Origin of the sequence: Variovorax sp. CAN15 (genome assembly GCF_030462475.1) — a bacterium.
Classification (GTDB): domain Bacteria; phylum Pseudomonadota; class Gammaproteobacteria; order Burkholderiales; family Burkholderiaceae_C; genus Variovorax.
The window spans coordinates 1-23,294 of sequence record NZ_JASMRZ010000010.1; the positions used below are offsets into that span (position 1 = coordinate 1).

At 64.0% G+C, this 23,294-nt stretch carries 32 protein-coding genes and 2 tRNA genes; 15 read left to right on the forward strand and 19 right to left on the reverse strand.

Going from position 1 to position 23,294, the window contains the following annotated elements; all coding sequences use genetic code 11:
* Positions 1-117 (reverse strand): helix-turn-helix domain-containing protein (locus QMO14_RS09875; protein WP_301506804.1); only part of this gene is annotated, 117 nt, incomplete at its 3' end.
* A gap of 391 nt (positions 118-508) precedes the next feature.
* Between QMO14_RS09875 and QMO14_RS09880 the strand changes: the two genes are divergently transcribed.
* Positions 509-892, forward strand: coding sequence for a helix-turn-helix domain-containing protein (locus QMO14_RS09880; RefSeq protein WP_301506557.1), 384 nt, complete (start codon positions 509-511; stop codon positions 890-892).
* A 145-nt stretch (positions 893-1,037) separates the two neighbouring features.
* Positions 1,038-1,319: a hypothetical protein gene (locus QMO14_RS09885; protein ID WP_301506559.1), complete on the forward strand. Its 282-nt coding sequence runs from the start codon at positions 1,038-1,040 to the stop codon at positions 1,317-1,319.
* Positions 1,320-1,344: 25 nt separating this feature from the next.
* Here QMO14_RS09885 and QMO14_RS09890 read toward each other — a convergent pair whose 3' ends face one another.
* On the reverse strand, positions 1,345-2,121 hold the full coding sequence (locus tag QMO14_RS09890) for a GNAT family N-acetyltransferase (protein WP_301506561.1): 777 nt from the start codon (positions 2,119-2,121) through the stop codon (positions 1,345-1,347).
* A 196-nt stretch (positions 2,122-2,317) separates the two neighbouring features.
* On the opposite strand from QMO14_RS09890, the gene QMO14_RS09895 reads away from it, so the two are divergent.
* The gene (locus tag QMO14_RS09895) at positions 2,318-2,833 is read left to right on the forward strand and encodes a hypothetical protein (RefSeq protein WP_301506562.1); all 516 of its coding nucleotides are present in this window, start codon (positions 2,318-2,320) and stop codon (positions 2,831-2,833) included.
* A 64-nt stretch (positions 2,834-2,897) separates the two neighbouring features.
* Positions 2,898-3,458, forward strand: coding sequence for a hypothetical protein (locus QMO14_RS09900; RefSeq protein WP_301506565.1), 561 nt, complete (start codon positions 2,898-2,900; stop codon positions 3,456-3,458).
* A 134-nt stretch (positions 3,459-3,592) separates the two neighbouring features.
* On the opposite strand, the gene QMO14_RS09905 is transcribed toward QMO14_RS09900, so the two are convergent.
* Positions 3,593-4,039, reverse strand: a complete 447-nt coding sequence (locus QMO14_RS09905) for a hypothetical protein (protein ID WP_301506567.1) — start codon at positions 4,037-4,039, stop codon at positions 3,593-3,595.
* A 117-nt stretch (positions 4,040-4,156) separates the two neighbouring features.
* Between QMO14_RS09905 and QMO14_RS09910 the strand changes: the two genes are divergently transcribed.
* On the forward strand, positions 4,157-5,008 hold the full coding sequence (locus QMO14_RS09910) for a hypothetical protein (protein WP_301506568.1): 852 nt from the start codon (positions 4,157-4,159) through the stop codon (positions 5,006-5,008).
* 454 nt (positions 5,009-5,462) lie between these two features.
* Here the strand turns inward: QMO14_RS09910 and QMO14_RS09915 are convergent, their stop codons facing one another.
* Positions 5,463-6,275: an Arc family DNA-binding protein gene (locus tag QMO14_RS09915; protein WP_301506570.1), complete on the reverse strand. Its 813-nt coding sequence runs from the start codon at positions 6,273-6,275 to the stop codon at positions 5,463-5,465.
* 340 nt (positions 6,276-6,615) lie between these two features.
* Here QMO14_RS09915 and QMO14_RS09920 point away from each other — a divergent pair, with 340 nt between their 5' ends.
* The 8 genes from QMO14_RS09920 (at position 6,616) to QMO14_RS09955 (ending at position 10,869) form a co-directional block, all read left to right on the forward strand.
* The gene (locus QMO14_RS09920; RefSeq protein WP_301506572.1) at positions 6,616-7,305 is read left to right on the forward strand and encodes an antA/AntB antirepressor family protein; all 690 of its coding nucleotides are present in this window, start codon (positions 6,616-6,618) and stop codon (positions 7,303-7,305) included.
* A gap of 133 nt (positions 7,306-7,438) precedes the next feature.
* Positions 7,439-7,783, forward strand: a complete 345-nt coding sequence (locus QMO14_RS09925) for a hypothetical protein (RefSeq protein WP_301506574.1) — start codon at positions 7,439-7,441, stop codon at positions 7,781-7,783.
* Positions 7,780-8,679: a hypothetical protein gene (locus QMO14_RS09930; RefSeq protein ID WP_301506576.1), complete on the forward strand. Its 900-nt coding sequence runs from the start codon at positions 7,780-7,782 to the stop codon at positions 8,677-8,679. The genes QMO14_RS09925 and QMO14_RS09930 overlap by 4 nt, the downstream gene beginning before the upstream one ends.
* On the forward strand, positions 8,672-9,067 hold the full coding sequence (locus QMO14_RS09935) for a hypothetical protein (protein ID WP_301506578.1): 396 nt from the start codon (positions 8,672-8,674) through the stop codon (positions 9,065-9,067). The genes QMO14_RS09930 and QMO14_RS09935 overlap by 8 nt, the downstream gene beginning before the upstream one ends.
* Positions 9,064-9,279, forward strand: coding sequence for a hypothetical protein (locus QMO14_RS09940; RefSeq protein ID WP_301506580.1), 216 nt, complete (start codon positions 9,064-9,066; stop codon positions 9,277-9,279). The genes QMO14_RS09935 and QMO14_RS09940 overlap by 4 nt, the downstream gene beginning before the upstream one ends.
* Positions 9,276-9,524 carry a hypothetical protein gene (locus QMO14_RS09945; RefSeq protein ID WP_301506582.1) on the forward strand — a complete coding sequence of 83 codons (249 nt, stop codon included), beginning with the start codon at positions 9,276-9,278 and terminating at the stop codon, positions 9,522-9,524. Before QMO14_RS09940 ends, QMO14_RS09945 begins: the two co-directional genes overlap by 4 nt.
* Positions 9,521-9,736: a DUF4224 domain-containing protein gene (locus QMO14_RS09950; RefSeq protein WP_301506584.1), complete on the forward strand. Its 216-nt coding sequence runs from the start codon at positions 9,521-9,523 to the stop codon at positions 9,734-9,736. The genes QMO14_RS09945 and QMO14_RS09950 overlap by 4 nt, the downstream gene beginning before the upstream one ends.
* 2 nt (positions 9,737-9,738) lie before the next feature.
* Positions 9,739-10,869 (forward strand): tyrosine-type recombinase/integrase, encoded by a 1,131-nt coding sequence (locus QMO14_RS09955; RefSeq protein ID WP_301506586.1) that lies wholly within the window; start codon positions 9,739-9,741, stop codon positions 10,867-10,869.
* A gap of 269 nt (positions 10,870-11,138) precedes the next feature.
* Here QMO14_RS09955 and QMO14_RS09960 read toward each other — a convergent pair whose 3' ends face one another.
* On the reverse strand, positions 11,139-11,576 hold the full coding sequence (locus tag QMO14_RS09960) for a hypothetical protein (RefSeq protein WP_301506588.1): 438 nt from the start codon (positions 11,574-11,576) through the stop codon (positions 11,139-11,141).
* 262 nt (positions 11,577-11,838) lie between these two features.
* Between QMO14_RS09960 and QMO14_RS09965 the strand changes: the two genes are divergently transcribed.
* The gene (locus QMO14_RS09965) at positions 11,839-12,015 is read left to right on the forward strand and encodes a hypothetical protein (protein ID WP_301506590.1); all 177 of its coding nucleotides are present in this window, start codon (positions 11,839-11,841) and stop codon (positions 12,013-12,015) included.
* A gap of 91 nt (positions 12,016-12,106) precedes the next feature.
* On the opposite strand, the gene QMO14_RS09970 is transcribed toward QMO14_RS09965, so the two are convergent.
* The 5 genes from QMO14_RS09970 to QMO14_RS09990 form a co-directional block, all read right to left on the reverse strand.
* Positions 12,107-12,670 (reverse strand): HNH endonuclease, encoded by a 564-nt coding sequence (locus QMO14_RS09970; protein ID WP_301506592.1) that lies wholly within the window; start codon positions 12,668-12,670, stop codon positions 12,107-12,109.
* A gap of 57 nt (positions 12,671-12,727) precedes the next feature.
* A tRNA-His gene (locus QMO14_RS09975) sits at positions 12,728-12,801 on the reverse strand.
* Between the two features lie 33 nt (positions 12,802-12,834).
* On the reverse strand, positions 12,835-13,035 hold the full coding sequence (locus QMO14_RS09980; RefSeq protein ID WP_301506594.1) for a short-chain dehydrogenase: 201 nt from the start codon (positions 13,033-13,035) through the stop codon (positions 12,835-12,837).
* Between the two features lie 38 nt (positions 13,036-13,073).
* Positions 13,074-13,150, reverse strand: a tRNA-Arg gene (locus QMO14_RS09985).
* Positions 13,151-13,525: 375 nt separating this feature from the next.
* Complete coding sequence (locus QMO14_RS09990) at positions 13,526-13,732, reverse strand: hypothetical protein (protein ID WP_301506596.1); 207 nt, start codon at positions 13,730-13,732, stop codon at positions 13,526-13,528.
* Between the two features lie 154 nt (positions 13,733-13,886).
* Between QMO14_RS09990 and QMO14_RS09995 the strand changes: the two genes are divergently transcribed.
* On the forward strand, positions 13,887-14,282 hold the full coding sequence (locus QMO14_RS09995; protein ID WP_301506598.1) for a hypothetical protein: 396 nt from the start codon (positions 13,887-13,889) through the stop codon (positions 14,280-14,282).
* Between the two features lie 6 nt (positions 14,283-14,288).
* Here QMO14_RS09995 and QMO14_RS10000 read toward each other — a convergent pair whose 3' ends face one another.
* From QMO14_RS10000 to QMO14_RS10040, 9 genes are all read right to left on the reverse strand, one after another.
* On the reverse strand, positions 14,289-14,723 hold the full coding sequence (locus QMO14_RS10000; RefSeq protein WP_301506600.1) for a thioesterase family protein: 435 nt from the start codon (positions 14,721-14,723) through the stop codon (positions 14,289-14,291).
* 2 nt (positions 14,724-14,725) lie between these two features.
* On the reverse strand, positions 14,726-15,256 hold the full coding sequence (locus tag QMO14_RS10005; protein ID WP_301506602.1) for a MarR family winged helix-turn-helix transcriptional regulator: 531 nt from the start codon (positions 15,254-15,256) through the stop codon (positions 14,726-14,728).
* A complete protein-coding gene (locus tag QMO14_RS10010) occupies positions 15,253-16,029 on the reverse strand; it encodes an SDR family NAD(P)-dependent oxidoreductase (RefSeq protein WP_301506603.1) in 777 nt (258 codons plus the stop codon). The genes QMO14_RS10005 and QMO14_RS10010 overlap by 4 nt, the downstream gene beginning before the upstream one ends.
* 53 nt (positions 16,030-16,082) lie before the next feature.
* The gene (locus tag QMO14_RS10015) at positions 16,083-16,835 is read right to left on the reverse strand and encodes an SDR family NAD(P)-dependent oxidoreductase (protein WP_301506606.1); all 753 of its coding nucleotides are present in this window, start codon (positions 16,833-16,835) and stop codon (positions 16,083-16,085) included.
* Positions 16,836-16,840: 5 nt separating this feature from the next.
* Entirely contained in the window at positions 16,841-18,430 is a 1,590-nt protein-coding gene (locus tag QMO14_RS10020) for an ATP-dependent acyl-CoA ligase (protein ID WP_301506608.1), read from the reverse strand.
* Complete coding sequence (locus QMO14_RS10025; protein WP_301506610.1) at positions 18,420-19,151, reverse strand: ABC transporter ATP-binding protein; 732 nt, start codon at positions 19,149-19,151, stop codon at positions 18,420-18,422. Before QMO14_RS10025 ends, QMO14_RS10020 begins: the two co-directional genes overlap by 11 nt.
* A gap of 82 nt (positions 19,152-19,233) precedes the next feature.
* A complete protein-coding gene (locus QMO14_RS10030; protein ID WP_301506612.1) occupies positions 19,234-21,024 on the reverse strand; it encodes a branched-chain amino acid ABC transporter ATP-binding protein/permease in 1,791 nt (596 codons plus the stop codon).
* Positions 21,021-22,076, reverse strand: a complete 1,056-nt coding sequence (locus QMO14_RS10035) for a branched-chain amino acid ABC transporter permease (RefSeq protein WP_301506614.1) — start codon at positions 22,074-22,076, stop codon at positions 21,021-21,023. The genes QMO14_RS10030 and QMO14_RS10035 overlap by 4 nt, the downstream gene beginning before the upstream one ends.
* Before the next feature lie 34 nt (positions 22,077-22,110).
* Positions 22,111-23,274 (reverse strand): ABC transporter substrate-binding protein, encoded by a 1,164-nt coding sequence (locus QMO14_RS10040; protein WP_301506616.1) that lies wholly within the window; start codon positions 23,272-23,274, stop codon positions 22,111-22,113.
* Positions 23,275-23,294: the final 20 nt, after the last annotated feature.

The following is a 23,294-nucleotide window of genomic DNA, read 5'->3' on the forward strand; positions in this document are numbered from 1 at the left end:
CGGCGCGCGCAGCCACTTGGAAACCGTGTTGCGCGACAGTCCCGTCCTGCGCGCTATCTCGCGCTCCGACAGCTTGTCCCTCGCGTGCAGCCGTCGGATCTTGCCAATCATGTCCATGGTGATCACTCCTCGAACCCCGCTGCTTAAATAAACAGCAGGGTAGGTTGAACACCTGGCTCACTTTTACTTCGGCACTACCTGCAAAACTGGCTCAGTTTCCGGTCGGCGCCAACAGATAACGTTTACGTTATACGATTCCATGACGAAAATGGCATGCAGCATCGGATTTACGGGTATCACGACAACAATTATCATGCATTCGTGATATGTTTCGAGGGCTACGAGAAAGACAATGCCTACTATCCCACCGACTACGAAGAACGCGTTCGTAAGTGCCGCGCCGCAATCGAGGGACAGTTTTATGAACGAACTGTCTCCTGCCCTTGGGCGGTCACATGACCTATGGGCGTCCGCGACGTCCCTTTCGAACGCCCTATCTATCCCCACGATGCCTGCAGAATGGGACGATCCTGACTATCGTCAGGCGGCCATGGAGGCTACCAATGAGAACCTCATCGCGTGGGGTGTTCGTATAAACCGCGAATGCCGCGGCCTCACGCAAGCGCAATTGGCAGAGCGCATGGGAACCAAGCAGTCCGCCGTGTCCAAGCTGGAAGACTCTGAAGGAGGAGATGTTCTAGTCTCGACGCTCTCCAAAGCAGCCCATGCGTTGGATATGGCGCTGTTGGTGAAATTTGTCGATTACGCCGAGTTCGCGGCACAAACACGAGATGTCCGCACGGAACGGCTGATTGCTTGCAACTATCAGCAAGCAAAAGCGATGCGCACTCCCCCTCCTGCGGGACGAAAGGATAAGAATGGCGACCGCTAAGAAGAACTCAACTTCGACAGCTTCCATCAAGAAGCACGCAGAGAAAGCCGAGAAACCGCTCTCGGCTCCGTCGGCGGAAAGCAGTTCAGGAGAAGCTACCCCGTCTCATTCCGCAACGAAGCCCAGGATTCCCGCGGGTGTCCCAATGATCTATGCCGATCAAGCCATGGACATCGTGTATGGCCTGCACACATCGAAGGTCGTACTGGGCGAAGAAACTGGTTCGGGCGTAAGAGACATACGTCCAGTTGGTGTCGTTGTGATCCCCACGGCGACACTGCTAGGAATGGCGCTGGGTGTCGTGAGAGATCTATCGTCAGCTGGCATGCTGAAAGAAACGGCCGAGCGATACGCGGGCATTCTCACCTTCATGCGCGACGGTTTGTCGGCTGATTTGTCTCCCCAAACGCAATCTGAATCCGAATAGCGGATTCGCACTCCAGCAACGACCTCTACCACCGCCCATCCAGCACGATCTGAGACACCTTCAGCCGCTGCAGCTCTGATCCAAACTCGAACTGCATCGCCACGTAGTCCGCGCACTTCGAGAGCAACGCCTCTCCGCTCGTGCTGTAGAGGTCGGCACAGACCGTCAGCTGAAGCCGCGTGGTGAGCCCTCGTGGCCAGCGAGTGGTCGCCTGGATGTGATCAACGTGCCGCTTGGTGGCAAAGGCAATCGCGATCACCGCAGTCTCACCCCAGCCTCGCCGACGAAAGGCCGGCGCCATCCACGCCTGGTCCAGCTCAACTTCGAACTCGGCACGGCTTCTCCCCTTCTGCTCGGCGTCGACAACCCACTGCAGGCTGAATGACACAAAGCCGACAGCATCGCCATCAGCGCGATCCGTGACCACCGCCAGAAGATCAGTGGTGACATATGCGCGGATCGCGGATCGGCTGGATCGCAACTCGCGCCCGTTCTCCGAATACAGGTCCATGCTCGTCCCGAGAGCACGCAGGTTCGCCTCCCTGAGTGGCGCGCCGCTGAGCGGGCTGATGCCCTCTTCCGTCTTGTACGTCTCGTCGGCCGCGTGCAGTTTGCGCAACTGACGTGCCCAGGTCCGCATCCGTGTACTGTGCCTCGTGACGATGTAGACCACGCCCTCCGCTTCACTCAACGGCTCGTCGTCGTTCCAGGCAGCGGGAGTCACCGCGGCGGGATAAACCGGATCGATCGGCTTGGTCAGCCGGAGAAACAGAGGGTGACGGCGGCCGCGAGGTTCAGGCATGCGCTTTTCTAGCGCGGATCCTAGGAAAGCTTTAACACAGGCTTTTCGGTCGTGATGTTCCTAGGCGGCTGCTTTCCCACCTCCGCTATGCTTGCTCGCTACCAATAGAGGAGAAAACGTGATGGATCGAAGAGGATGGTTGGTCGGAGTAATCATTGCCGGAGCAAGCGCTGTGTCATCGGCAGGACCGTTTGGCTTGAACGAGGGCGACACGCTCGAGGCAGTCAGCAAGTTCGCAAAACTGAATCCAACGCAGACAGCCGGTATCTACACGACTGAGCGTCTGCCCAACGGACACCCCGACATCCACGACTATCGACTTGTCTTCGGCCCCACTACAGGTCTCTGTCGAATCAATGCAATGGGGCCAACGCGCTCCACCAATTCTTTCGGAGAGCAAGTTCGTATCGAGTTCACCGATTGGCAAGCAGCTTTGGCCTCCAAGTACGGCGCACCTGAGAAGCTCGACTTTCTTGATAACGGCAGCATATGGAACGAGCCCAGGGACTGGACCATGGCCCTGGCAAAGAAGGAGCGAACCCTTGCAGCTGTTTGGAAACTCGACAGAGCCCCAGTTGATGGGTTGTCGGCCATTAGGCTGGAAGCCCACGCGCTGACCTCAGCGAACTACGTCATCAGGCTCGTATATGAGTTCAGCAACTTTGACGCTTGCAAGGCATCGCTGCTGTCCAAGCGCAACGCCAACCTCTAGCCGGCCCTGAGCCTGCCTCCCTGAGGTTCTAGGCCACAAAACAAAACTCTAGAGGAGCGAAGAAATGCGAACCTTCATTGCGGCAGGGCTCTTGGTCATCAGTACGCTCGCCAATGCCCAGTGGGCTCAAGAACCAGCCTCAGTCATGGGGATCGAACTTGGTGGACGGAGGGATGCCATTCCGCGCTGCCCACCGGGCGACGCTGCACGCCAGGCCAGAACACCATGTCTCAAAGCCGACAGCGCAGACCGGTCGATCGGCACACTGTGGGGCCTACCCCTGAACTTCCTTCTTGGGGGCGGACGCGTGAGCTTTATTGATGGGCGCGTACAGCTCATCGCCATCGCGGTTGACCGCGATGACAGCTACCGACGCCTCAAGGCGATTCTCGTAGAACGATATGGGGAACCGCATGAGGTCGAAGTGAAAAGCGTGGTGACGAACGGCGGTGCCGTGCTCGATTCCGAAGAGAGCATGTGGCGAGGTCCGAAAGTCTTGATCTTGCTGTCTGAGCGCGCCGGCTACACCGATCAGTCGAGGGTGGCGTTCTCGTATCGCCCGCTTGGTCAAAAGAAGATTGAAGACGACGCCAAACGCGACCGATCCGATGCCTCCAAGCTCTGAGATCGCCGTGCGCCCTCCTCGCCTTCAATAGGTTTCCGGTAGACCGAGTAAAAAAGCCCGTTCTGAAGCCCGCCCCGAGCGGGCTTTTTCATTCCCGGGGCCGGCATCGAACCGGTCCATCGCCGCTCCCGCCGTCAGCCCATTTCTGATCGCTTGCAATCAAAGACCGCGCTCGACTCAATCGCCTTCAACGCCGGCGTCTTGCCGACGAACGTCACTCCTGCGCTGATGAGGCGCCAGCCATCCAGCGACTTGAATAGCTTGAAGAGGTTGGTGACCTCGACGCCAGCCGCGGGGATTGTGTTGAAGACATAGATCGGCTCGCCAAACTGACTGTCTGTCGCGCTCACCAGCTCGGCTTTCAGTTTGCCCATCGTCTCCGAGTCCTTGGTCCTGAAGCGCACGATGTCCAAGTTGACAGTTCGCGAAGGCTCATCGATGGAGATTCTGCGGACCCAGTGCAGGTATGGCGTGTCCTTGCTCGCAATCGGAACGCATGTGATTGTCTTTGCCGACGCTGAGCCCGCGGCCAAGAGCAGCAGCAGCGCCTGGCAAGCGAGACGCCTAGTTTGAATTTTCATGGTCACCCTCCTCTGTTCTTGAGTGGGCTGACTTTAGCGCCTCACGTCGGTCCCCAGCTTTTGCGCCCCCTTCCCTCGTGTTGATGGCAATATCACGGGTGTGATTGAGGAGACGGCATGGCCGAAAACATCTTGCTGAAAATCGCGGTTGCGCATGACGAAGCAGCCAAGTTAGCAACGGCGGCTGTCTTGGCCATGAGGCTTCCCACCGAAATCGAGCCTCCGTCCAAGTTCGACTTTCTCGGACCGCGCGCAAATCGCCAAGCATCTAAAGTTCGTGAGAGATTGGTAGAAGGACATGGCGCGAATCTTTCGTTTCTCGTCGCACTTGCGCTGCGTGAAATGTGGTTTGCTTGCTGGAACGCCGCCTACTACATGAAGCGGATGGCAGACGCAGGCCAACGAAGCGCGGAGAAACTCTGGACGGCCGAAGGCTACGCCAAAGCCGATGGCTGGACGTACACGCTCTTCAACGAGCTATCAAATATCAAGCCCAGTCCAGGACGCCTACCGCTTCTTGACGGCACTCCATATAAGACGCCACAGAACCAGACAGATCTCCTGTTGGGAATCAGCATGTACTGGTTTCTCAAAGCCGACGAGGCAAACCAGAGAAAGAATTCATTGGAGGCGAGCGACTGCCTGGATGAAGCATACGAAGCGCTCAAGCTCACCAACGGAATCTATATGTGGGACGAGGGATTCAAGTTGGGCAAGGAAGAGGTCATCACGGATGCTACGGACATCGCGCGCTCGAACTTGGCCCGCAGTGCTGCAAATGCGCGACATGCCGAAAACCGAGCGCTCAAGCTCGACGTGTTTGCTTGGTGTGACGAAAACATGGTCAAAGCGCCGAGCATGGATGCTGCTGCCAGCCAAATAGCAGGGACGCTGGTTCCCGTTGCATGGCGGACAGTTCGCGACTGGATGACAGAGTGGAAGAGACTCCGCTCTGCCGGCACACCGTAGGGCTTGCGAGCAAGCCGTCGCCGCTCCCGGCAGCCTGCCCGGTGAGCAAGCACAGCAACTTTTCAAGTGCCCCGTAGCAGCCGAAAGTCCAACTATGGACATCGGTTGGCTTCAGCTTTTTTTCGCGATCCCGCTGGTGAAGCGTTTCACCCTGGCATTGCCGGCGGTCGTCGGCAACCTGCGGGGCATGCACACCTCGATTTCAGCCCTGCCAGACCAATTTCCAGTAACTCAAAAGTCACTGTTCAGTGCGTCGCAACTTTTGGCGAGCGGCCGTAGCCTTGGCCTGATGAAAACGGCAGACGACGAAGAGTGGCGCGGATGGTCAGATCTCAGACCTGCGGCTATGGCCCTCGTAGAGAACGTCGTAGCAAATCCTGGCCAACGCGAGCATGCCGACGACCAGCAGGCTGCCGAGCAGCAGCATGTCGTTTTCACTCATCCCCTGACCCGTCTACGCCTTAGGCTTGGGCGCGCGGCGTTTGGTATCTGGAGTCTTATGCGCCGAAGTGGCACCCGCGGCTATGGCGGCTTCAATTGCCGCCAGCGCCCCCAAAGCGGTCCGGACTTCCTTTTCAGACATGAGCTTTGCGGGGATGCTGGCTTTAACGATCCGAGCCACTTTAGCGGCCGTCTCGACAGCGAACTCGGGATCGAGTTCGGGCGGCGTCATCTGTTCCCAAGCTTCAAAATCCATGGTCCGCGACCTCGGATCCTTACGCATCAGCGCTTCGCGACGAAGTTTCTCTTCCCGAAGGCGCTTCATCCGCTCATCCACATCTGCGAGAAGCGCCAGCGCTTCTGGCGGAAGTGCGGAGAGGTCCTGCTGCTGCTTGATGGCATCGAAGTTTCTGCCACTGTCCTGCAGGCGCTCAAGTTGCGCCACAAGCTGCCCCATCTCGGGATCGGCAAGCGCTGCATCAGCCGATGCAGCAATAAAAAGAAGCTCTCTTTCGATTTCCTCGATCGGAGACTTGGCACCCGCCATCATCAGCAAAAGAATTCGAATGCTAGAGCCGAGAGAGGCCGCGCGGTGGCGCAATCGCGTGGCCGTAACACGCGCATCGGCCAGCTCGTACTGCAATGTGGCGAGCATGAACGCGGTCGCCTCGTCACCTCCCTTTGTCGGGGTAGAAAAGCTCTCCTGCAGTCGTCCAACAATCTCCGCATTCAGGCTCTTCGACGTCGCGTCAGCAACATCATCAAGACGCGTATGCAAATCCTTCGGCAGCCGCAACGTGATGCGCGTGTAGCGATCTTCTTCCATGCGAAGAATTTACACCAAAACAGTGTCACATCACTTGACACTGCCGCAGTGTCACTTCCACAATCCACACACTGACACCATTTATATGTCAAACAAGCAAGTGGACCCCGTTCGTATCCAGCTTCGCATTCCGCCCGACCTCCATATCCGACTGCAGTTGGCATCGGAGATGAACGACCGCAGTCTCAACGGCGAAATCGTCAATCGCCTGCGCTCGACCTTCAAGGGAAATCGCGCGCGGCAACCTAGCGGAGATGCCCCTTCAATTGAGATGATTCCCTCACCCCTCGGGCGGCAACCCGAGGCCCAGCAACCAGGCGATTAACCCAGGAACCCTCACGTGACCATCAACATCGGAATCAACTCTCGCCAGATCGGCGACGAACTCACGCCCACCGTCAACGGCCGCGATCTGCATCGCGAACTCGGCATCGGCAAGGACTACACCAACTGGGCGAAAGCCCAGATCAAGCGCGGCGGCTTCGTCGAAAACAGCGACTATGTGGTTCTCGCCCAAAAGGGCGTAAACCTCACCGGCGGCCGCCCCTCCGCGGAATACCACTTCACCGTCGAGGCCGGCAAGCACATCGGCATGCTCTCGGGTACAACCAAGGGACGCGAGGTGCGCAAGTACTTCCTGGAGTGCGAGCGTCGTGTGAAGTCCGCTGCAGTCCCGGGTGTTCGCGACGCGCGCACCGCCGCCCTGATCGAAGCGCTCGTCCGGCAAGACACGCTCGAGCAGGAGCAGGTTCGGCAAGCCACAGAACTGGCGCGCCTGCAGGAAAACGTGGCGGTTATCGAGGCTCGCACGCAGCCCGAGAATAAGCACTTCACGGTGATGGGCTATGCGAATCTGATCGGCCGTTCGGTCGACATTCGCACGGCGGCCACGCTGGGCCGCAAATGCGCGGCTTTGTCGCGCGAGAAGGGCATCGTCATTGGTGACGTGAGCGACCCGCGCTTCGGTGCGGTGCACAGCTATCACGAGTCCATCCTGCAGGAGGTGCTGCAGGCAACCACCGCGAACTAACTCCACATAAGGCGAAGCCCCGGCGGCGGCAACCGTCGAGGCTTCTGTGACCCGAGAACCCTCACGAGGAACCCAAATCATGGGAAATGTTAGCACGCCCTCACGTAAAACGGCAACTCCTGTTGCCAAAGCGGTGACTGCTGTCACCGAGCCCGCCACATTCGGCAACCAGCCGGCCATCGAGAACGAGGCCCCCACCCCAACCAGTCCCCTGACCGGCTTCAATGCCAGGCAGTTGGAACTCATCCTGGAAACCATCGCTGGCAACACGCGCACCCTCCAGCAGATGCTGATGCTCCTGCAGACCGAGATCGACGACGAATACGCTCAAAGCGTCTGCATCGACGCCGCCAAGGATCTCGCGACGGCAATTGGCGCTATGGCCGATGAGGCGATCGGCGGTGGCGTCATCGGTAACGCCGCGTGCTGGCACTTCGGGCCGAACTTCAACAGCACCGGAAAGGCGGTGCAAGCATGACCGCCGTACTCGACAAGCCCCGCGCCAAGGCCAAGCCGAAGGCCGAGAAGAGCGCGCTGCAGGGACGGCTGGACAAGATCTTCACCAACCTCAAGCTCGGCCAGGAGAAGCTGCAGCTCGCCCACCATTCCGTGGGGCTGACGGATCCGGGCGACGCACCCGAGATACTTCTGCGAGCGGTGATCGAAGACATGCTGCCGCCAGCCATCGCACCGATGTACCGCCAGCCCCTCACCCGGGCTGATCTGGACACAGCCTACACCGGCATGTTCACGTCCCTCGCCGCCATCGACGGCGTGATCGCCCTGTCTCGCGGACAGGTCATCGAGGACACGCTGCGCGATGCGTGGGCGCTGCTCGACGAAGCGAATAGCCTGATGGACTTCACCGACATGAAGGACGCGCTTCCCGAAGCCGAAGCGGAAACCCCTGCAGAAATCCCGCTCACTCCCACCGAAGTGGCACTGCAGGCCGAGCACGAGCAGCCGGCCGCGCTGGACATCGACCAGGTAGACCGACTGACGGCGAAATTCGACCGCGCGAACGCATCGCTCTCGATGCTGATGGTCATCTTTGGCGACGATTCCCCGCTCGAAGTTCGGGATAGTGAAGACCGCGACTATCTGATGGGGCTCGTGCAGCATGCCGACAACCTGCTGAACGAAGCACATCGCGAGATCATGGAGATCGACGGGCGGCTTCCCGAGGATGCACGGTGGAGAACCTTCGAAGCCCACTGCATTGTTGGTGCGCTTGAACGGATCGAATTCGACCGTGGATTCAGCTTCGAGACGTTCCCCGGCCCCTTCTTGGCGAAGTACCTCGAATCGGCAATCGACTGCATCGACCGCGCACACAAGGCACTGACGGCGCACTGGGAGAGCCGCGATGCGTGAGGCCATCGCTGAATTCGCGCCGGGCGTGACGTTCGCGGCCACGGTCTGGGGCGACGAGTACACGGGGAAAGTGGACGCGCTGCTCGAGGCTGGGCTGGTGCAGCCGCATCAGCTCCCAGGTGCACCCGGCAACGGCCGCACCATGGTTTCCTTCTACCCTGACGGCCGCCGTGTCGGGAAGGGCAACAGCACGGCCTGCAAGCAGCAGGGCTACCTCAAGGTCAGCCGTGCCTCGCTGGGCTGCGTGCGAGTACTGAAGGGTGTCGGCACGGCCGAAGAGAAGCGGCGCCGCGACGCCTACAAGGATCGGCTCGCGCAGGAAGAAGCCAAGGCCTTCGCTCTCGCCCACTCGTGGCCCTTTCCTGTCGTGTACGGGAGGCCAGTATGAGCACCACTACACGCAAGCCAGCACTTCGACTGGTATCCAAACCGGCGGCAAAGATCGACGCCGACCTGGTCGCCTTCGCGGTGATGGAGCACATCGACACGACCTTTCCAGGCGTGTGGCAAGCAGTTCCCGTCGGGGCGCGAGCAAGCATACGCAATGCCATCGTGCACGCCGTTGAGGCAGAAGCTGCGCGCACGGGAGTTGCTGCATGAGCGTGCTGATCCTCCTCCTGCAGGCCCAGCGGATGCTGCGCGCCAAAGATCTCAGCGACTGGAGCGATGCTCATGACGTGGTTGTCCTGGCCGCCATCGAGCAGGCCATTCGAGAGTACGAAGCAGCTGACGTGGACCCTGAGGCGGTGCCGGTCAGTGCGACCAGGCGCGACGAGTCGATCGAAATCGCCGGCATCCTGTTTCTCGTCGCGGTTGTGCTCGCGCTGATCTGGGTGTTCTCGTGAGCGCGCCCGAGTTCTTCCTGACGGATCCGGAGCTCGCGAAACTCACCGGTTTCAAGATCAAGTCGAAGCAGATCGAATGGCTGCGTGGCCAGGGCTTGCCGTTTCGCGTGAGCGCTACTGGCCATCCCGTCGTCACCCGCTGCGCTGTCGAAGGCCGAGCAGACGAAACTCCAGACGACGACGGGTGGACGCCCGGATTGATCGGAGCTTGAGCATGGGTCGTAAGCCATCGCGGTGGGCCAACCTGCCGCGGGGGATGCGCGCGCGTCCGCGCGGCAACCTCATCCACTACTACCTCGACACCGGTGGCAAGCCCCGAAAGGAAATCCCGCTGGGGTCCGATTACGCCCTGGCCGTGAAGCGCTGGGGCGAACTGGCGTCCAAGCCGAAGCCTGCCTATGCGCCGCCTGTCACCGAGGGCACGCTCGCGGCCGTGGCCAAGGCCTACCGGCGCGACATCCTGCCGACGAAGGCGCCCAGGACCCGCCGCGACAACGAGAAGGAACTGGAGTGGATCCTGAAGTTCTTCAACACGCCGCCGGCACCGCTCGACAAGATCGAGCCCAAGCACATCAACCAGTATCTGCACTGGCGCGTGAAAGAGGCAGTGAAGATCGCCGAGGCCCAGAATGCCGAGCGGGTGAAGAACGGCCGCAAGATCGTGCCGATCCCCGCGAAGTGGGGCCAGGTGCGCGCCAACCGCGAGAAGGCTCTGATCTCGCACATCTGGAACTACGCCCGGGCCAACGGCTTCACGAAGCTGCCCAACCCATGCGCCGGCATCAAGGGGTTTCGCGAGACGGCGCGAGATGCCTACGTCGATGACGACATGCTGAAGCGTGTGCTCGAGCATGCCTGTGAGCCGCTGCGCTTCGCCGTGCGCCTGGCGCACATCACCGGCCAGCGACCCGCCGACGTGCTCGGCATGAGCGAGGATCACATTCGCGGCGAGTACCTGCGGGTGCGCCAGGGCAAGACCCAGGCGAAGCTGCGGATCGTGGTGGAGAACGCACTGGAAGAACTGATCGAGGAGATCCGCGTGTTCAAGGCAGCCAGGCCGAAGCAGTCGGCTCCACTGCTGGTGAACGAGCGCGGCGCCCCGATGACGGCGGCGATGCTGCGCAAGCGCTTCGACAAGGCCCGCAAGAGCGCGGGAATCGACATCACCACGTTCCAGTTTCGTGACCTGCGCGCGAAGGCGGCCACGGACACCGACGAGTCGGCCGGCATCAAGGATGCGCAGACCCTGCTGGGCCACTCGACCGAGGCGATGACCTCGAAGTACATCCGCCACAAAGTCGGCAAGAAGGTGCGGATCGCGGCGCCAAAGAAGGAGCCAAAATAGGCGCGGGATTTGTTCCGCAATTTCCAAGACACCCGCATGGATGCTGGGTTTCAAGACCCCTCATTTTTCCGGTTGCGGAACAAAATCCGAAGGTAAGTATTTGATTTTTCTCGGGTTTCCCTTGGACTCTTAATCCGTAGGTCGAGTGTTCGAGTCACTCAGGGCCCACCACCAACACCAAAAATAGCGCGTTCTCCGCGCTATTTTTTCGTCAAAGCCTCCTCAACATTTTCTTGAGGAGGCTTTTTCTTTTGGTGGCCCGTGTCCGGTCACGAACCGGAGCCGAAAGCAGCACTTTGCCTCGCTGTCCAGTCATCGACACAACGCTCCAGCAGATCTCGCCGCTCGCTCACCTCGGCGGCCACGTACTGGCGCGCATGCGCCTGCGCCAGCTCGCTCGACAGGAACCACTGCTCGCGCGCAGGGCTTCCTTGCGCTGGCGGCGCCCCCCAGGCGGCGGTGCCCAGAAAGGCTTCGGTGACAGGCAGGCGCCCGTCGGTCTTGCCGATGTCAGACAACGCATCACGCACGCCGCCAAGGACGATGCGCACCTGCACGACCTCTTCGTCCGCCTGGATCAGCGCACCGAGACCTCCTGCCTGATGCACCTGCCAGAGTTGTGCTGCGGAAGCATTGCGAACCCAACTCTCCAGTGCACGCGTCAAACTTTCCAGGATGATTTTCTTGTTCATAAGGGAATATTTCACGATTTACTCCATCAGCTACAAGCCACCCGCTCCAAAGCAGCAGGCGGCGGCCATCCGGCGTGGCATCTTGCACCTGCTGTCACGCAGCGCAACAACAAAGAAAGACACAGGGACACCAACTTCGAAGCCAAAAGGCTCGTTCGGCCCGCTCATGCGGGTATTTTTTTGTCCACTCGCCGCCGCGCCCGACGACGATGCGCAACGGCCACAGAATGCGCCCCGCCTCGGATCTTGCTTTCGGGCGTGAGCTATATTTCCTCCCATGGAAAAGGTGTCCGACATAGGCAAACCCACAGTCCCCATCGACCTGATCGGGCCGGACCACTGGCCCCGCTCGAAGCGCGGCTCGGGTCGCGCAACCAAAGTCATCCTGGCGATCGTGGGCGGCTTGACTGCAGCAGGCGTAATTGCTTACCGCTTCTTCGGCATCGGGCGCTGAGCTGCAATCTCCCGCACGAACAAAAGCCCGCCGTCCGAAAGACAGCGGGCTTTTTGCATGAGCGCGGGACAGGAAGATCACTACCCCACCCCTACTGAAGCCGCGACCCCTTGGGCAGCCGCTTCGCCAGCCATTCGTGGACGTCCGCACGGATGTTGCGGCCTTCCAGCAGGAAGTTCTCGTAGCGGCTCGGCACGTAGGGCAGGTAGACCAGCGGCATGCCCGCTTCCTCCGGGGTGCGCGCGGCCTTGCGGTTGTTGCAGACTGCGCATGCGCTCACGAGGTTGGTCCAGGTCCAGGGGCCTCCGCGCGATTCGGGCAGCACGTGCTCGCATTGCAGGTCGCGCTCGTGGAAGACGCCCGCGCAATAGGCGCAGGTGTAGCGGTCGCGGCGTAGCAGCTTGCTCTTGGTGACGCTCGGAATCACGTCGAAGAGGTTGATCTTCGATGCGCCACGCAGCGCGATGATCGGCGCCACCTCGATGCGCGACTGCACGCCGCGCACCACGTTGAAGCCGCCGCGCAGCGTGGCCAGCGGCAGACCGCCGTCTTCCCAGGCGACCGAGCCGGTCGCGTAGTGCAACACCGCCTGCTCCAGCGAGATCCAGGCCTGCGGCGTGCCCTGAATATCGAGTTGCAGGACGTGAGGGTGCATGAATCGCCTCCTTTCGCGGCGATGGGTGCAGGGTTGATGAACGAAAGAACGAAGCCATGGGGTACACGAACGGAATCGAACCGTCGTCAGCGGGACCACAACCCGCGGCTCTGCCATTGAGCTACGCGCACCATGAAGTAGAAGAGTGAGTAGTGGCCGCCAGGTCACCACTCGCCGACCGCGCGAACGCGTTGGTCGAGATCGAGCCCGTCGGGCTGCGGTTGGCGACCCGGTTCGCACTCATTCGCGCGACGTGCATCGGCGATGAAACCGAAGCGCCGGGCCAGGGCCAGCATCGTGGTGCGCTCGCGCGGCTGTGCCGGGCGCACGGAGATCATCCGGATCGGGGTATTGCGCTTGCGCATGGTGACTCCTCGGTTGTGTGACAGCAGGACAAAGAAACTGGCCCCACGTGCACGACTCGAACGTGCAACCCCTTGCTTCGTAGGCAAGTGCTCTGATCCATTGAGCTAACGCGGGTGATAAACAAAAAGTGTCCGGTTACGAGTTCCGGCGCCGCCCAATCTTTGCGGCCGGTTTCCGCGGGAAGGCCATCTGCATGGCCCTGTCCCGCTCGGGTTCGTTGATGTCGTCGTTCGGGAAAACGGCTGTCCGCCTTCCATTTCGGTTGTGTCCTCACGCGACGGACAGCGCGCTGGGCGCTGTCCCGTACGACGTCGCTGCACAGGAGTGATCAATTCCTGCACATCCCGCCAGACCGTCTACGCGGTGGGCTCTGGCGGTGTGGTGAAGGCACACCCGGAATGGCAAACAGAAAACTGCACGACAAAACAAAAAGGCCCGGAACCTTGCGGTTTCCGGGCCTCTGAACGAGAGAGCTTGGAAGGTGTGCGCCTATGCGCAACCTCCACCCGGTAGCACCTGATCCTCGGTTTTTCCAAAGAAGCGCAGGCTGGCTGCGGCATTCGTGGAATACGCGTGGCTCTGGTGCTGATTCGGTCGGACCGACGACATGCCGTCGAAACCACCGCACGCCCAGACGCGCACGAGCGATCGGCCCGATGCGGGACGATTGCTGGTGAGGATCAGTGCGGTGTTCACGATGGTTCCTGAGTCAAAAATTGCCGCTGTCGGCCGTTAGGGGTTGGAAAAATGGTACGGCTTGGGGCCGCGATTGAGGGCAACTGTAAATAGTGTTTACGACTGCGTCAACAACCGGGACAATCTTTTTTTGTCTTGTTGTTGTTTTTGAACAGTGCCCAATATCACCGTCGCGCGCCGCCGCAATGCGCTTGCGCTGCACCGCCGCTTTCTCGAAGAGGCCGTTGCCGCAGGCTTGCCAGCCAAGGGGCTGGACCAGGCGTTCGCGAAGAAGATCGAGATTTCCCCCAGCATGTGGAGCCAGATCAAGAGCTCCCGCCCCATCGGCGACAACCTGGCGCGGCAGATCGAAAGGCATTGCAACGTCGAGTCCGGCTGGCTCGACAAGGAAGACCGGCCCAGCGAAGTGCCGGACGCGGCGGAGGAGCGCTTCATCGCGGCCGCGCGCGAGGCATGGCGCTCAGCCAACGCCAAGGGAAAGAAGGAACTCACCGGCTGGCTGAAGAAGCGTGCGCAGGACGCCGCGGCCGGCAGCGAGCCCGCGCCCTGAGAGCGTTCAGCCCGGTGCTGGTGCGCCGCGCACGATGGCCGCGCGCATGTCGTCCGGAATGGCTACGGCCCGATGGGTCTCGAGCGAGGTGGTCACCAGCACCTGCTGCATCTGCATGCGCACTTCGCCGCTCACCGGCTCGAAGCAGCGCACCCGCAAGGTCAACGAGCGCGAGCCCAGGCGCTCCACGGCCAGCCCAAGCATCACCTGGTCGCCCATGCGGCTCACCGCCCGGAAGTCGACCTCGAGCTTCACGGTGGGCAGGCCGATGCGCCGCTGCGCCACCAGCCCGTGGTAGCTCAGGCCCAGGCCCTCGTTCACCCAGTCCTCCACAAGACCGTTGAGCATCACGAAGTACTGCGGATAGAAGACGATGCCCGCCGGATCGCAGTCCGAGAAGCGGATCAGCCGCGGCCTGCAGAACTCGATGACCTCGACCATGCTCAGTTCTCCTCGCTCGCCGGCTCGCCGCGCATCACATGCACCCGCAGCAGGCCGAGCTGCGTGTGCAGCTGCTTGACCGTCTTCATGTCGAGCCCCGAGAACATCTCGAGGATCCACTGCTCGTGCTCGCTCGCCATGGTCTCGAAGGTGCGGCGGCCCGTGGGCGTGAGGCTCACGATCCACGCGCGGCGGTCGTCGGGGCTCGGCGCGCGGGCGACCATGCCTTCGCGCTCGAGTTCGTCCGTCAGGCCGGTGACGTTGCCGCCGGTCACCATCAGGTAGCGCGACAGCACGCGCATCTTCAGGCCGTCCTTGTAGCGGTAGAGCTGCGCCATGTAGTCGAAGCGCGCCAGCGAGATGCCGAAGCGGTCGCGCAGCCGGCGGCGGATTTCGGCTTCGATCTGCGTGGTGCTGGCCAGCATGCGCAACCACAGCTTGAGCATCGCGTGGTCCTCGTGGCCCGCGCGGGCCTCGTGGCCCAGTTCTTCAGCATCACTCAGCACCGCGTGCGATGCATCGTTGCGTGTCATGTCACTTCTCCCCCTGAAACCGAAATCGACTGCCCCGTGACCGATGCAGCACCTTCGCCGCACAGCCAGCGCACGGCGTCGGCCACTTCGGCAGGCTGCACGATGCGCTTCTGCGGATTCACGCTGGAGAACTCCGCCAGCGCATCGGCCTCGCTGCGCCCGGTCTTGCCGACCACGTTGGCGACGCTGTTGCGCAGGATGTCGGTGTCGGTATAGCCCGGGCACACCGCGTTCACCGTGATGCCCTTGCGCGCGACTTCCAGCGCCAGCGAGCGCGTGAGCCCGACCACGCCATGCTTGGCCGCGGTGTAGGCCGCCACGTAGGCATAGCCCTTCTGCCCCGCCGTGCTGGCGATATTGACGATGCGCCCCCAGCCGGCATCGAGCATGTCCGGCAACGCGGCTTGAGCGCACAGAAAGCTGCCCGTGAGGTTGACCGACAGCATCCGCTGCCAGAGCTCGAAGGAGGTCTTCAGGAACGGTGCGCTCTCCGCCGCCCCCGCGTTGTTGACGAGCACGGCGACGGGCCCACGCGCGGCACGGGCTTCGGCGAACGCCGCCCGCACGACCTCCGGGTTCGCCACGTCCGCGGCGACGACGCCGTGCCCGCCGCCAGGCAGCGAATCGGCCACTCGCTGCAGCGCCTCGCGGTCACGTCCCAGCAAGGTCAGCGTGGCGCCTTCGGCAGCCAGCGTGCGGGCGATCTCCGCCCCGATGCCGCGCGCCGCGCCCGTGACGAGTGCGTGCCGGCCAGTCAGTGAATTTGATTGCATACCTGAATGATTTAGTTCTGAACCATTTTAACCGGACGGCCCGGCAAGGCTTGTCAGCGCATGAAACGGCCGCCGTTGAGGTCCAGCGTTGCGCCCGTCATGAAGGCCGCAGCAGGAGAGGCCAGATAGACGACGGCCGCAGCCACCTCCTCGACCAGCCCGAAGCGGCCGAGCGGAATGCCCGCCTGCAGCGCCTGCTGCCGCGCAGGCTCCATCGCATCGAGCGCGGGGCTGCGGATCGCCGCAGGAGCCAGCGCATTCACCGTCACGCCATGGGGCGCCAGCTCCTGCGCGAACGACCGCGTCAGCGCCAGCAACCCGGCCTTGCTCGCCGCGTAGTGCAATCCCGTCGCGCTGCTGGGCTGCTGCCCGGCCATCGAGCTCAGGTTGACGATGCGCCCCTCGCCCCGCTCGCGCATGTGGCGCCCGGCAATGCGGCAGCCGAAGAAGCTGCCACGCAGGTTGATCGCCAGCACGTCGTCCCACTCGGCGGGCGTGATATCCCAGAGCGAAGTCGACGGCGTGCGTGCCGCGTTGTTGACCATGATGTCGACGCAGCCGTAATGCGCGACGGTGCTGTCGAAGCTCGCGCGGAACGCAGCCTCGTCGCGCACGTCGAGCCGCAGCCCGAGCCCGCTGATCTCGCCCGCCACAGCCTCGACCGCCGAGCGCTCGATGTCGGCCAGCGCCACCCGCGCCCCGGCCTGCGCCAGCCCTCTCGCGATGGCCGTACCCAGGCCCTGCCCCGCCCCCGTCACGAACGCCACGCGCCCGGAAAGAGGAAGCTGCGGCGCACCGTTCGTCATGCTCGTCAGGCCTTCGCGGGCCGGCCGTCCCATGTCTGCGGCCCCACGCCGCGCTCCCGCAGCTTGAACTTCTGGACCTTGCCGTTCTCGGTGCGCGGCAGGTCGGCCAGCACGTCGATGTAGCGCGGTACGGCGAAGTACGGCAGCCGGCCCTCGCAGAAGCGGGCAAGCTCGGCCGGGTCGAGCGCTGCGCCTTCGCGCGCCACCAGCGCGGCCATCACCTCGTCCTCGGCAAGCTCGGAGCGCACTGGATACACCGCGCACGAAGCCACGGCAGGGTGGCTCAGCAGCACCTGCTCCACCTCGAAGGAGGAAATGTTCTCCCCGCGGCGTCGGATCGCGTCCTTGATGCGGTCGACGAAGCGAAAGGCCCCGTCCGCATCGCGCACCACACGGTCGCCAGTGTGGAACCAGAGATTGCGCCAGGCCTCGACCGTCTTCTCCGGCATGTTGAAGTAGCCGCTGGCGAAGGCGTACGGCTCGTCCGCTCGAAGCAGCAGTTCCCCCGCCTCGCCGGGCGGCAGGGCTACGTCGTCTTCATCGGCCACCCGCGCTTGGAAGCCAGGGCGCAGCCAGCCCATCACGCCGCCGCGCGGCGAATCGGGCGCCGTGGCGATGGCGAAGTTGGTCTCGGTCGATCCGTAGCCCTCCAGGAGCGAAACGCCCGTGCGCGCCTTGAACGCGGCACCGGCGGCGGCCGGTACGCCGGGCCCCAGCCCGATGCGGACGCGATGGTCGCGCTCCCCGGCCCCTTCAGGCTGGGCCAGCAGGATCGGCACCATCGCCCCCAGCAGATAGACCACCGTCGCCCCGCTCGCACGCATCGTCGGCCAGAAGCCCGATGCCGAGAAGCGCGTCTCGAACACCACCTGCGCCCCCGTCAGCGCGGCCTGCGCGAAGGTGTTGAGCGCGTTGACGTGGAAGAGCGGCAGCGTGGTGCACAGCACGTCGTCCGCGCCCACGCCAAGCACTTCCGCGCTGTTCACGCCCCACCAGAAATACTGCGCATGCGGGCAGACCACGCCCTTGGCAGGTCCGGTCGTGCCCGAGGTGTAGAGGATCGCGAGCGCATCGCCAGGCTGCACCGGTGCAGGAGCGACGGGTTCCCCATGCGCGGGATACGCCACGACGCGCACGCCAGCAGGCGCCTGCCACCCATCCGCAGCCATCTCGCCGACAACCCAGATCTCGCGCAGCGCGGTACGCCCCAGGTCAGCCGTCGCGAGCCGCTCCAGGAAGCCCGCCTCGATCACCAGCAGCTTTGCCTCGCTGTTCGCAAGGAAGTATTCGATCTGCGGCCCCATCGACGCCGTATTGACCGGCACCGTCGACGCACCCAGCCATCCCGCGCCCAGGAAGCTCTCGAGAAACTCGACCCGGTTGCCGCACATCACCGCGATGCGGTCGCCACGCACCACGCCGGCCGCCGCCAGTGCCCCGGCCCGCACGGCCGCGGCCTGCGCCGCATCGCGATGCGTCCACTCGCCTCCCGCGATCTTCAGCAGCGCGCGCGAGCCGAACAGCCCGGCCTGCCGCTGCAGCATCGCCGGCAGCGTGCGCTGCGCGGGCGGCACGGCGCGGGGTTCAGTCGTCATCGTGCGTGCCCCCGCCCAGATAGGTGGCCTGCACGCGCGAGTCGCCCGCCAGCTCGGTCGAGGCGCCAGAAAGCGCTATCTCGCCCGTTTCCAGCACATAGCCGTGGTCCGAGCTTTCGAGCGCCGCGCGCGCGTTCTGCTCCACCAGCAGGATCGACACGCCGTCTTCCCGCAGCTTCCGCACGATGGTCAGGATGTCCCGCACGATCAGCGGCGCCAGGCCCAGGCTGGGCTCGTCGAGCATCAGCAGCCGGGGCGCCGACATCAGCGCGCGGCCCACGGCCAGCATCTGCCGCTCGCCGCCCGAGAGCGTGTCGGCGCGCTGCGAGCGGCGTTCCGCCAGGCGCGGAAAGCGGTCGTACACCGACTGCAGCCGCTTCTTCATCGCATCGCCGCGCAATCGCTTTGCATAGGCGCCGAGCTGCAGGTTGTCGAGCACGGTGAGTTCGCCGAACAGTTCGCGCTTCTCGGGCACGAGGCACAGGCCGCGCTCCACGCGCGCTTCCACGTCGAGTCCCTGCAGGTCCTCGCCCTCGAAGCGCAGCGTGCCCTTGCATGGCAGCAGGCCCATGGCGGCCGCCAGCAGCGTGGTCTTGCCCGCGCCGTTCGGGCCGATCACCGAGATGATCTGGCCCGGCTGCAGGTCGAGCGAGACGCCCCGCACCGCCTCGACCTGTCCATACGAGACATGCAGATCGCCAATCTCCAGCATCGCGGTCATACCAACACCCCCAGGCTCGTCACTTCGTGTACTTCGCGCACCCCCTGAAGAGGGCCCGCGCCTTCGGGCGGCCGTGCGGCGCTCATACGACGCTCCCCAGGTAAGCCGCCTGCACACGCTCGTCGGCGCGCACCGCCGACGGTACGCCCTCCACGAGCTTGGAGCCGAAATTCATCACCACCAGCCGATCCACCAGTTTCATCACGAAGTCCATGTCGTGTTCCACGATGAGGATGGTCACGCCCTCCTCGCGCAGCTTGCGCAGCAGGTCGCCGAGCGCCATCTTCTCCTTGCGGCGCAGGCCCGCTGCGGGCTCGTCGAGCACCAGAAGCACCGGGTCGGCGGCCAGCGCGCGGGCGATCTCCAGGATGCGCTGCGTGCCCAGCGGCAGGCTGCCCGCCTGCTCGTGCGCGCGGTCGCCCAGGCCGATGCGGTCGAGCTGGCGCTGCGCCTCCTGCAGGATCTGCTGCTCTTCCGTGCGGTCGAGCCGCAGGCCCGCCTTCAGGATGCCCGAGCGCGTGCGCGAATGCGCGCCCAGCGCCACGTTGTCGAGCAGGCTCATGTGCGGACGCAGCTTCACATGCTGGAAGGTGCGCGCCAGACCCAGCCGCGCCACCTCGCGCTGCGGCATGCCGGCGATGTCGTGGTCGAGAAAACGCACCTGGCCCGCGCTCATCGGCAGCGTGCAGGTCAGCAGGTTGAACATGGTCGACTTGCCCGCGCCGTTCGGCCCGATCAGCCCGACGATCTCGCCGGCTTTCACGTCGAAGCTCACGTCGTTCACCGCCACCAGTCCGCCGAAGCGCTTGACGGCGCCGTTCACCGACAGCACCGGCGAACCACGCGCAGGCAGCGCGCGGTGGGGCAGCGGTTCGACTGCTGGCCCCTCGTGGCGCGAAGGCCCGCGCGCGCCGGCGCGGCGGCGCGTCCAGCGGCGCAGCAGGCCCATCACGCCGCCGCGCGCGAAGTGCAGCAGCAGGATGAAGAGCGCGGCAAAGGCCACGGCCTCCAGCTGACCCGCGCGCTGCGTGAGCATCGGCAGTACGTCCTGCAGGCCGTTCTTCAGCACCAGAACCAGTGCGGCGCCCACCAGCGCGCCACCCAACTGGCCAAGCCCGCCGGCCACCGCCATCAGCAGGTACTCGATGCTGGCGCGCACGTCGAAGGGCGACGGGCTCACGAAGCGGTTCATGTGCGCATAGAGCCAGCCCGCCAGCCCCGCGAGCAGGGCCGCGGTGACGAACAGCGAAAGCCGCACGCGGTATGCATCTGCCCCAACGCTCGCCAGCAGAGTGGCGCCGCCGCGCAGACCGCGAATCGCACGCCCCGGCCGCGACTGCAGCAGGTTGTGGCTGAACAGGCAGGCCAGCCCAACCACCACCCAGATCAGGTAGTACATCGCGCGCGGATCGGCCAGCGACCAGCCCGCGACCTGCAGCGCCGGAATGTTCGACAGCCCCGTGTGTCGGCCCAGCCCATCGACGTTGCCGAACAGCATCGCGATGGAGAGCCCCCAGGCGATGGTGCTCAGCGGCAGGAAATGCCCGCCCAGCCGAAGCGTGAGCATGCCGATGGCCAGCGCCGACAGCCCCGTGAGCAGCAGCGCGAACAGCAGCCCCAGCCAGGGCGACATGCCCTGCGTGGTGGTGAGCCACGCGGTGGCATAGGCCGCGATGCCCACGAAGGCGGCCTGCCCGAACGAGGTGGCGCCGCCCACGCCCGTGAGCAGCACGAGGCCCAGCGCCACGAGCGCGCCGATGCCGATGTCGTTGAGCAGCGAAACGGTGAAGCTGCCCGCCAGCGCCGGCACCAGTGCCAGCACGATGACGATGCCGGCGATCCACGCCATGCGTTTGTTTCGGCCGGCCTTCATTGGTCCACCTCGTCTTCTTCCTCTTCGGCATGCGCGGCCATGAAAGAGCGCAGCATCAGCACCGGGATCAGCAGGCTGAACACGATCACGTCCTTCAGCGCGCCGCTCCAGAACGAGGCGAAGCTCTCCACCACGCCGACCGCAAGCGCGCCCACGGCCGTCATCGGGTAGCTCACGAGCCCGCCGATGATCGCGGCCACGAAAGCCTTCAGGCCGATGATGAAGCCCGAGTCGTAGTACATCGTCGTCACCGGCGCGATCAGCACGCCGATCAGCCCCGCCAGCAGCGAAGCGCAGCCATACGCCAGCAGCGCCGTGCGCACCGGCCGTATGCCGACCAGCCGCGCACCCACGCGGTTCACGGCCGTCGCACGCAGTGCCTTGCCGGCTACCGTGCGCTCGAACACCAGGAAGAACAGCCYGCTCAGCACGATGGCAGCCCCCACCATCAGCACCACCTGCCCGCTGACGGTGAAGCCGTCGCTCAGCGTGAACACGGCGCTGGTCAGCGGCGTGGTGCGCGAGCCCTCGGGCCCGAAGAACAGCAGGCCCAGGCCAGACAACAGGAAGTGCAGTGCGAGCGACACGATCAGCAGCACCAGCACGGAGGCATCGGCGATCGGCTGGAACACCACCCGAGCCAGCAGCGGCGCGATGGGCACCACCAGCAGCACCGCCACTGCTATGTGCACCGCCACCGGCACGCCGGGCCGCGCCGCGAGCCATGCCAGCACGCACGGAATGGCAGGCAGCACGCCCCACATCAGCACCGCCTTGGGAATGCGCGCGGCCTCGCCGCGGCGCAGCAGGCTGCCGACCTCTGTGGCCAAGGCCAATGCGGCCAGCACCGCGACCATGCCGATGGTCGGCGGCACACGGCCGGTTTCGAAGGCCGCGAGCGACAGCGCCGCGAAGGCCGCGATGTCGCCGAACGGCACGAAAACCACCCGCGTGACGGAGAAGATCAGCACCAGCCCGAGCCCGGCCAGCAGGTAGACGGCACCGTTGGCCAGCCCGTCGGTGAGAAGGATGAGCGCCACGTCCCATGTCATCGCGCGGCCCTCCGGTAAAGCAGAGGCGAGCGGTTCAAGGTGCGAGCTTCCATTGGCCGTTGTCGAGCTTGACGATCACGCGGGCGCGTTCGTCCACGCCGTAGAGACTGCCGGGCGTGAAGGTGTACACGCCGTGCGTGCCCACCACTTCCTTCGTGCTGAAGATGGCGTCGCGCAGCGCCACGCGGAACTCGGGCGTGCCCGGTTCGGCCTTCTTCATCGCGCGCGACGCGGCATCGGCGAACACCAGCCAGCCGTCGAAGGAATAGGCCGAGAAGGCGTCGCTGGTCGGCGCGTTGTTGACTTTCTGGAAGACGGCGCGGAAGTCGGTCGCGATCTTCTTGGTCGGGTAGTTGTCGGGCAGCTGCTCGGCCACGATCACCGGGCCGGTGGGCATCAGCGCGTTCTGGCCGGCCGCGCCGACCACGCGCACGAAGTCAGGGTTGATGAGGCCGTGCTGGCCGTACACACCACCCTTGTAGCCACGCTCCTGCAGCGCGAGGAAGGGCAGCGCGCCCGGCGTGCCGGCGCCGCCGGTCATCACCGCATCGGGACGCAGTGCCACGATCTTCAGCACCTGGCCCGTCACCGAGGCGTCGGCACGTGCATAGCGCTCGTTGCTCACCACCTTGATGCCGGCGGCGGGCGCGGCCTTCATCAGCGCCTCGTACACCAGGTCGCCCCAGGCGTCGGAGAAGCCGATGTAGCCCACGGTCTTCACGTTGTTGCGCTTCATGCGCTCGACCACCGCATCGATCATCAGTTGCGTGGGCTGCGCCACGGTCATCACCCAGGGGTTCTCTTTCGGGTCGAGCAGGATGGGCGTAAGGCCGATCATCGGCGTCTTCGCTTCCTTGCCCACCTGCGCCATCGCGATGGCCGCAGGCACGCCCGAGGTGCCCATGAGCACGTCGACCTTTTCTTCCTCGATCAGCTTGCGCGCGTTGCGCCCGGCCGTGGTCGGGTCGGAGCCGTCGTCGAGCACGACGAGCTGGATCTTGCGGCCGTTCACCTCCGGCTTGTAGGCCAGCGCGGCCTGCATGCCCTTGGCGTAGGGCACGCCCAGCGAGGAGTTCGGCCCCGACAGCGACACGCTCAGTCCGACCTTCAGGTCGGCCGCGAATGCGCTGGCAACGCCACAGGCGGTCAGCGCGGCGGCGAGGGCGCCGCGCGTCAATGTCTGCATCAGGCTCTTCATGTCGTAGCTCCGGTGAGGAT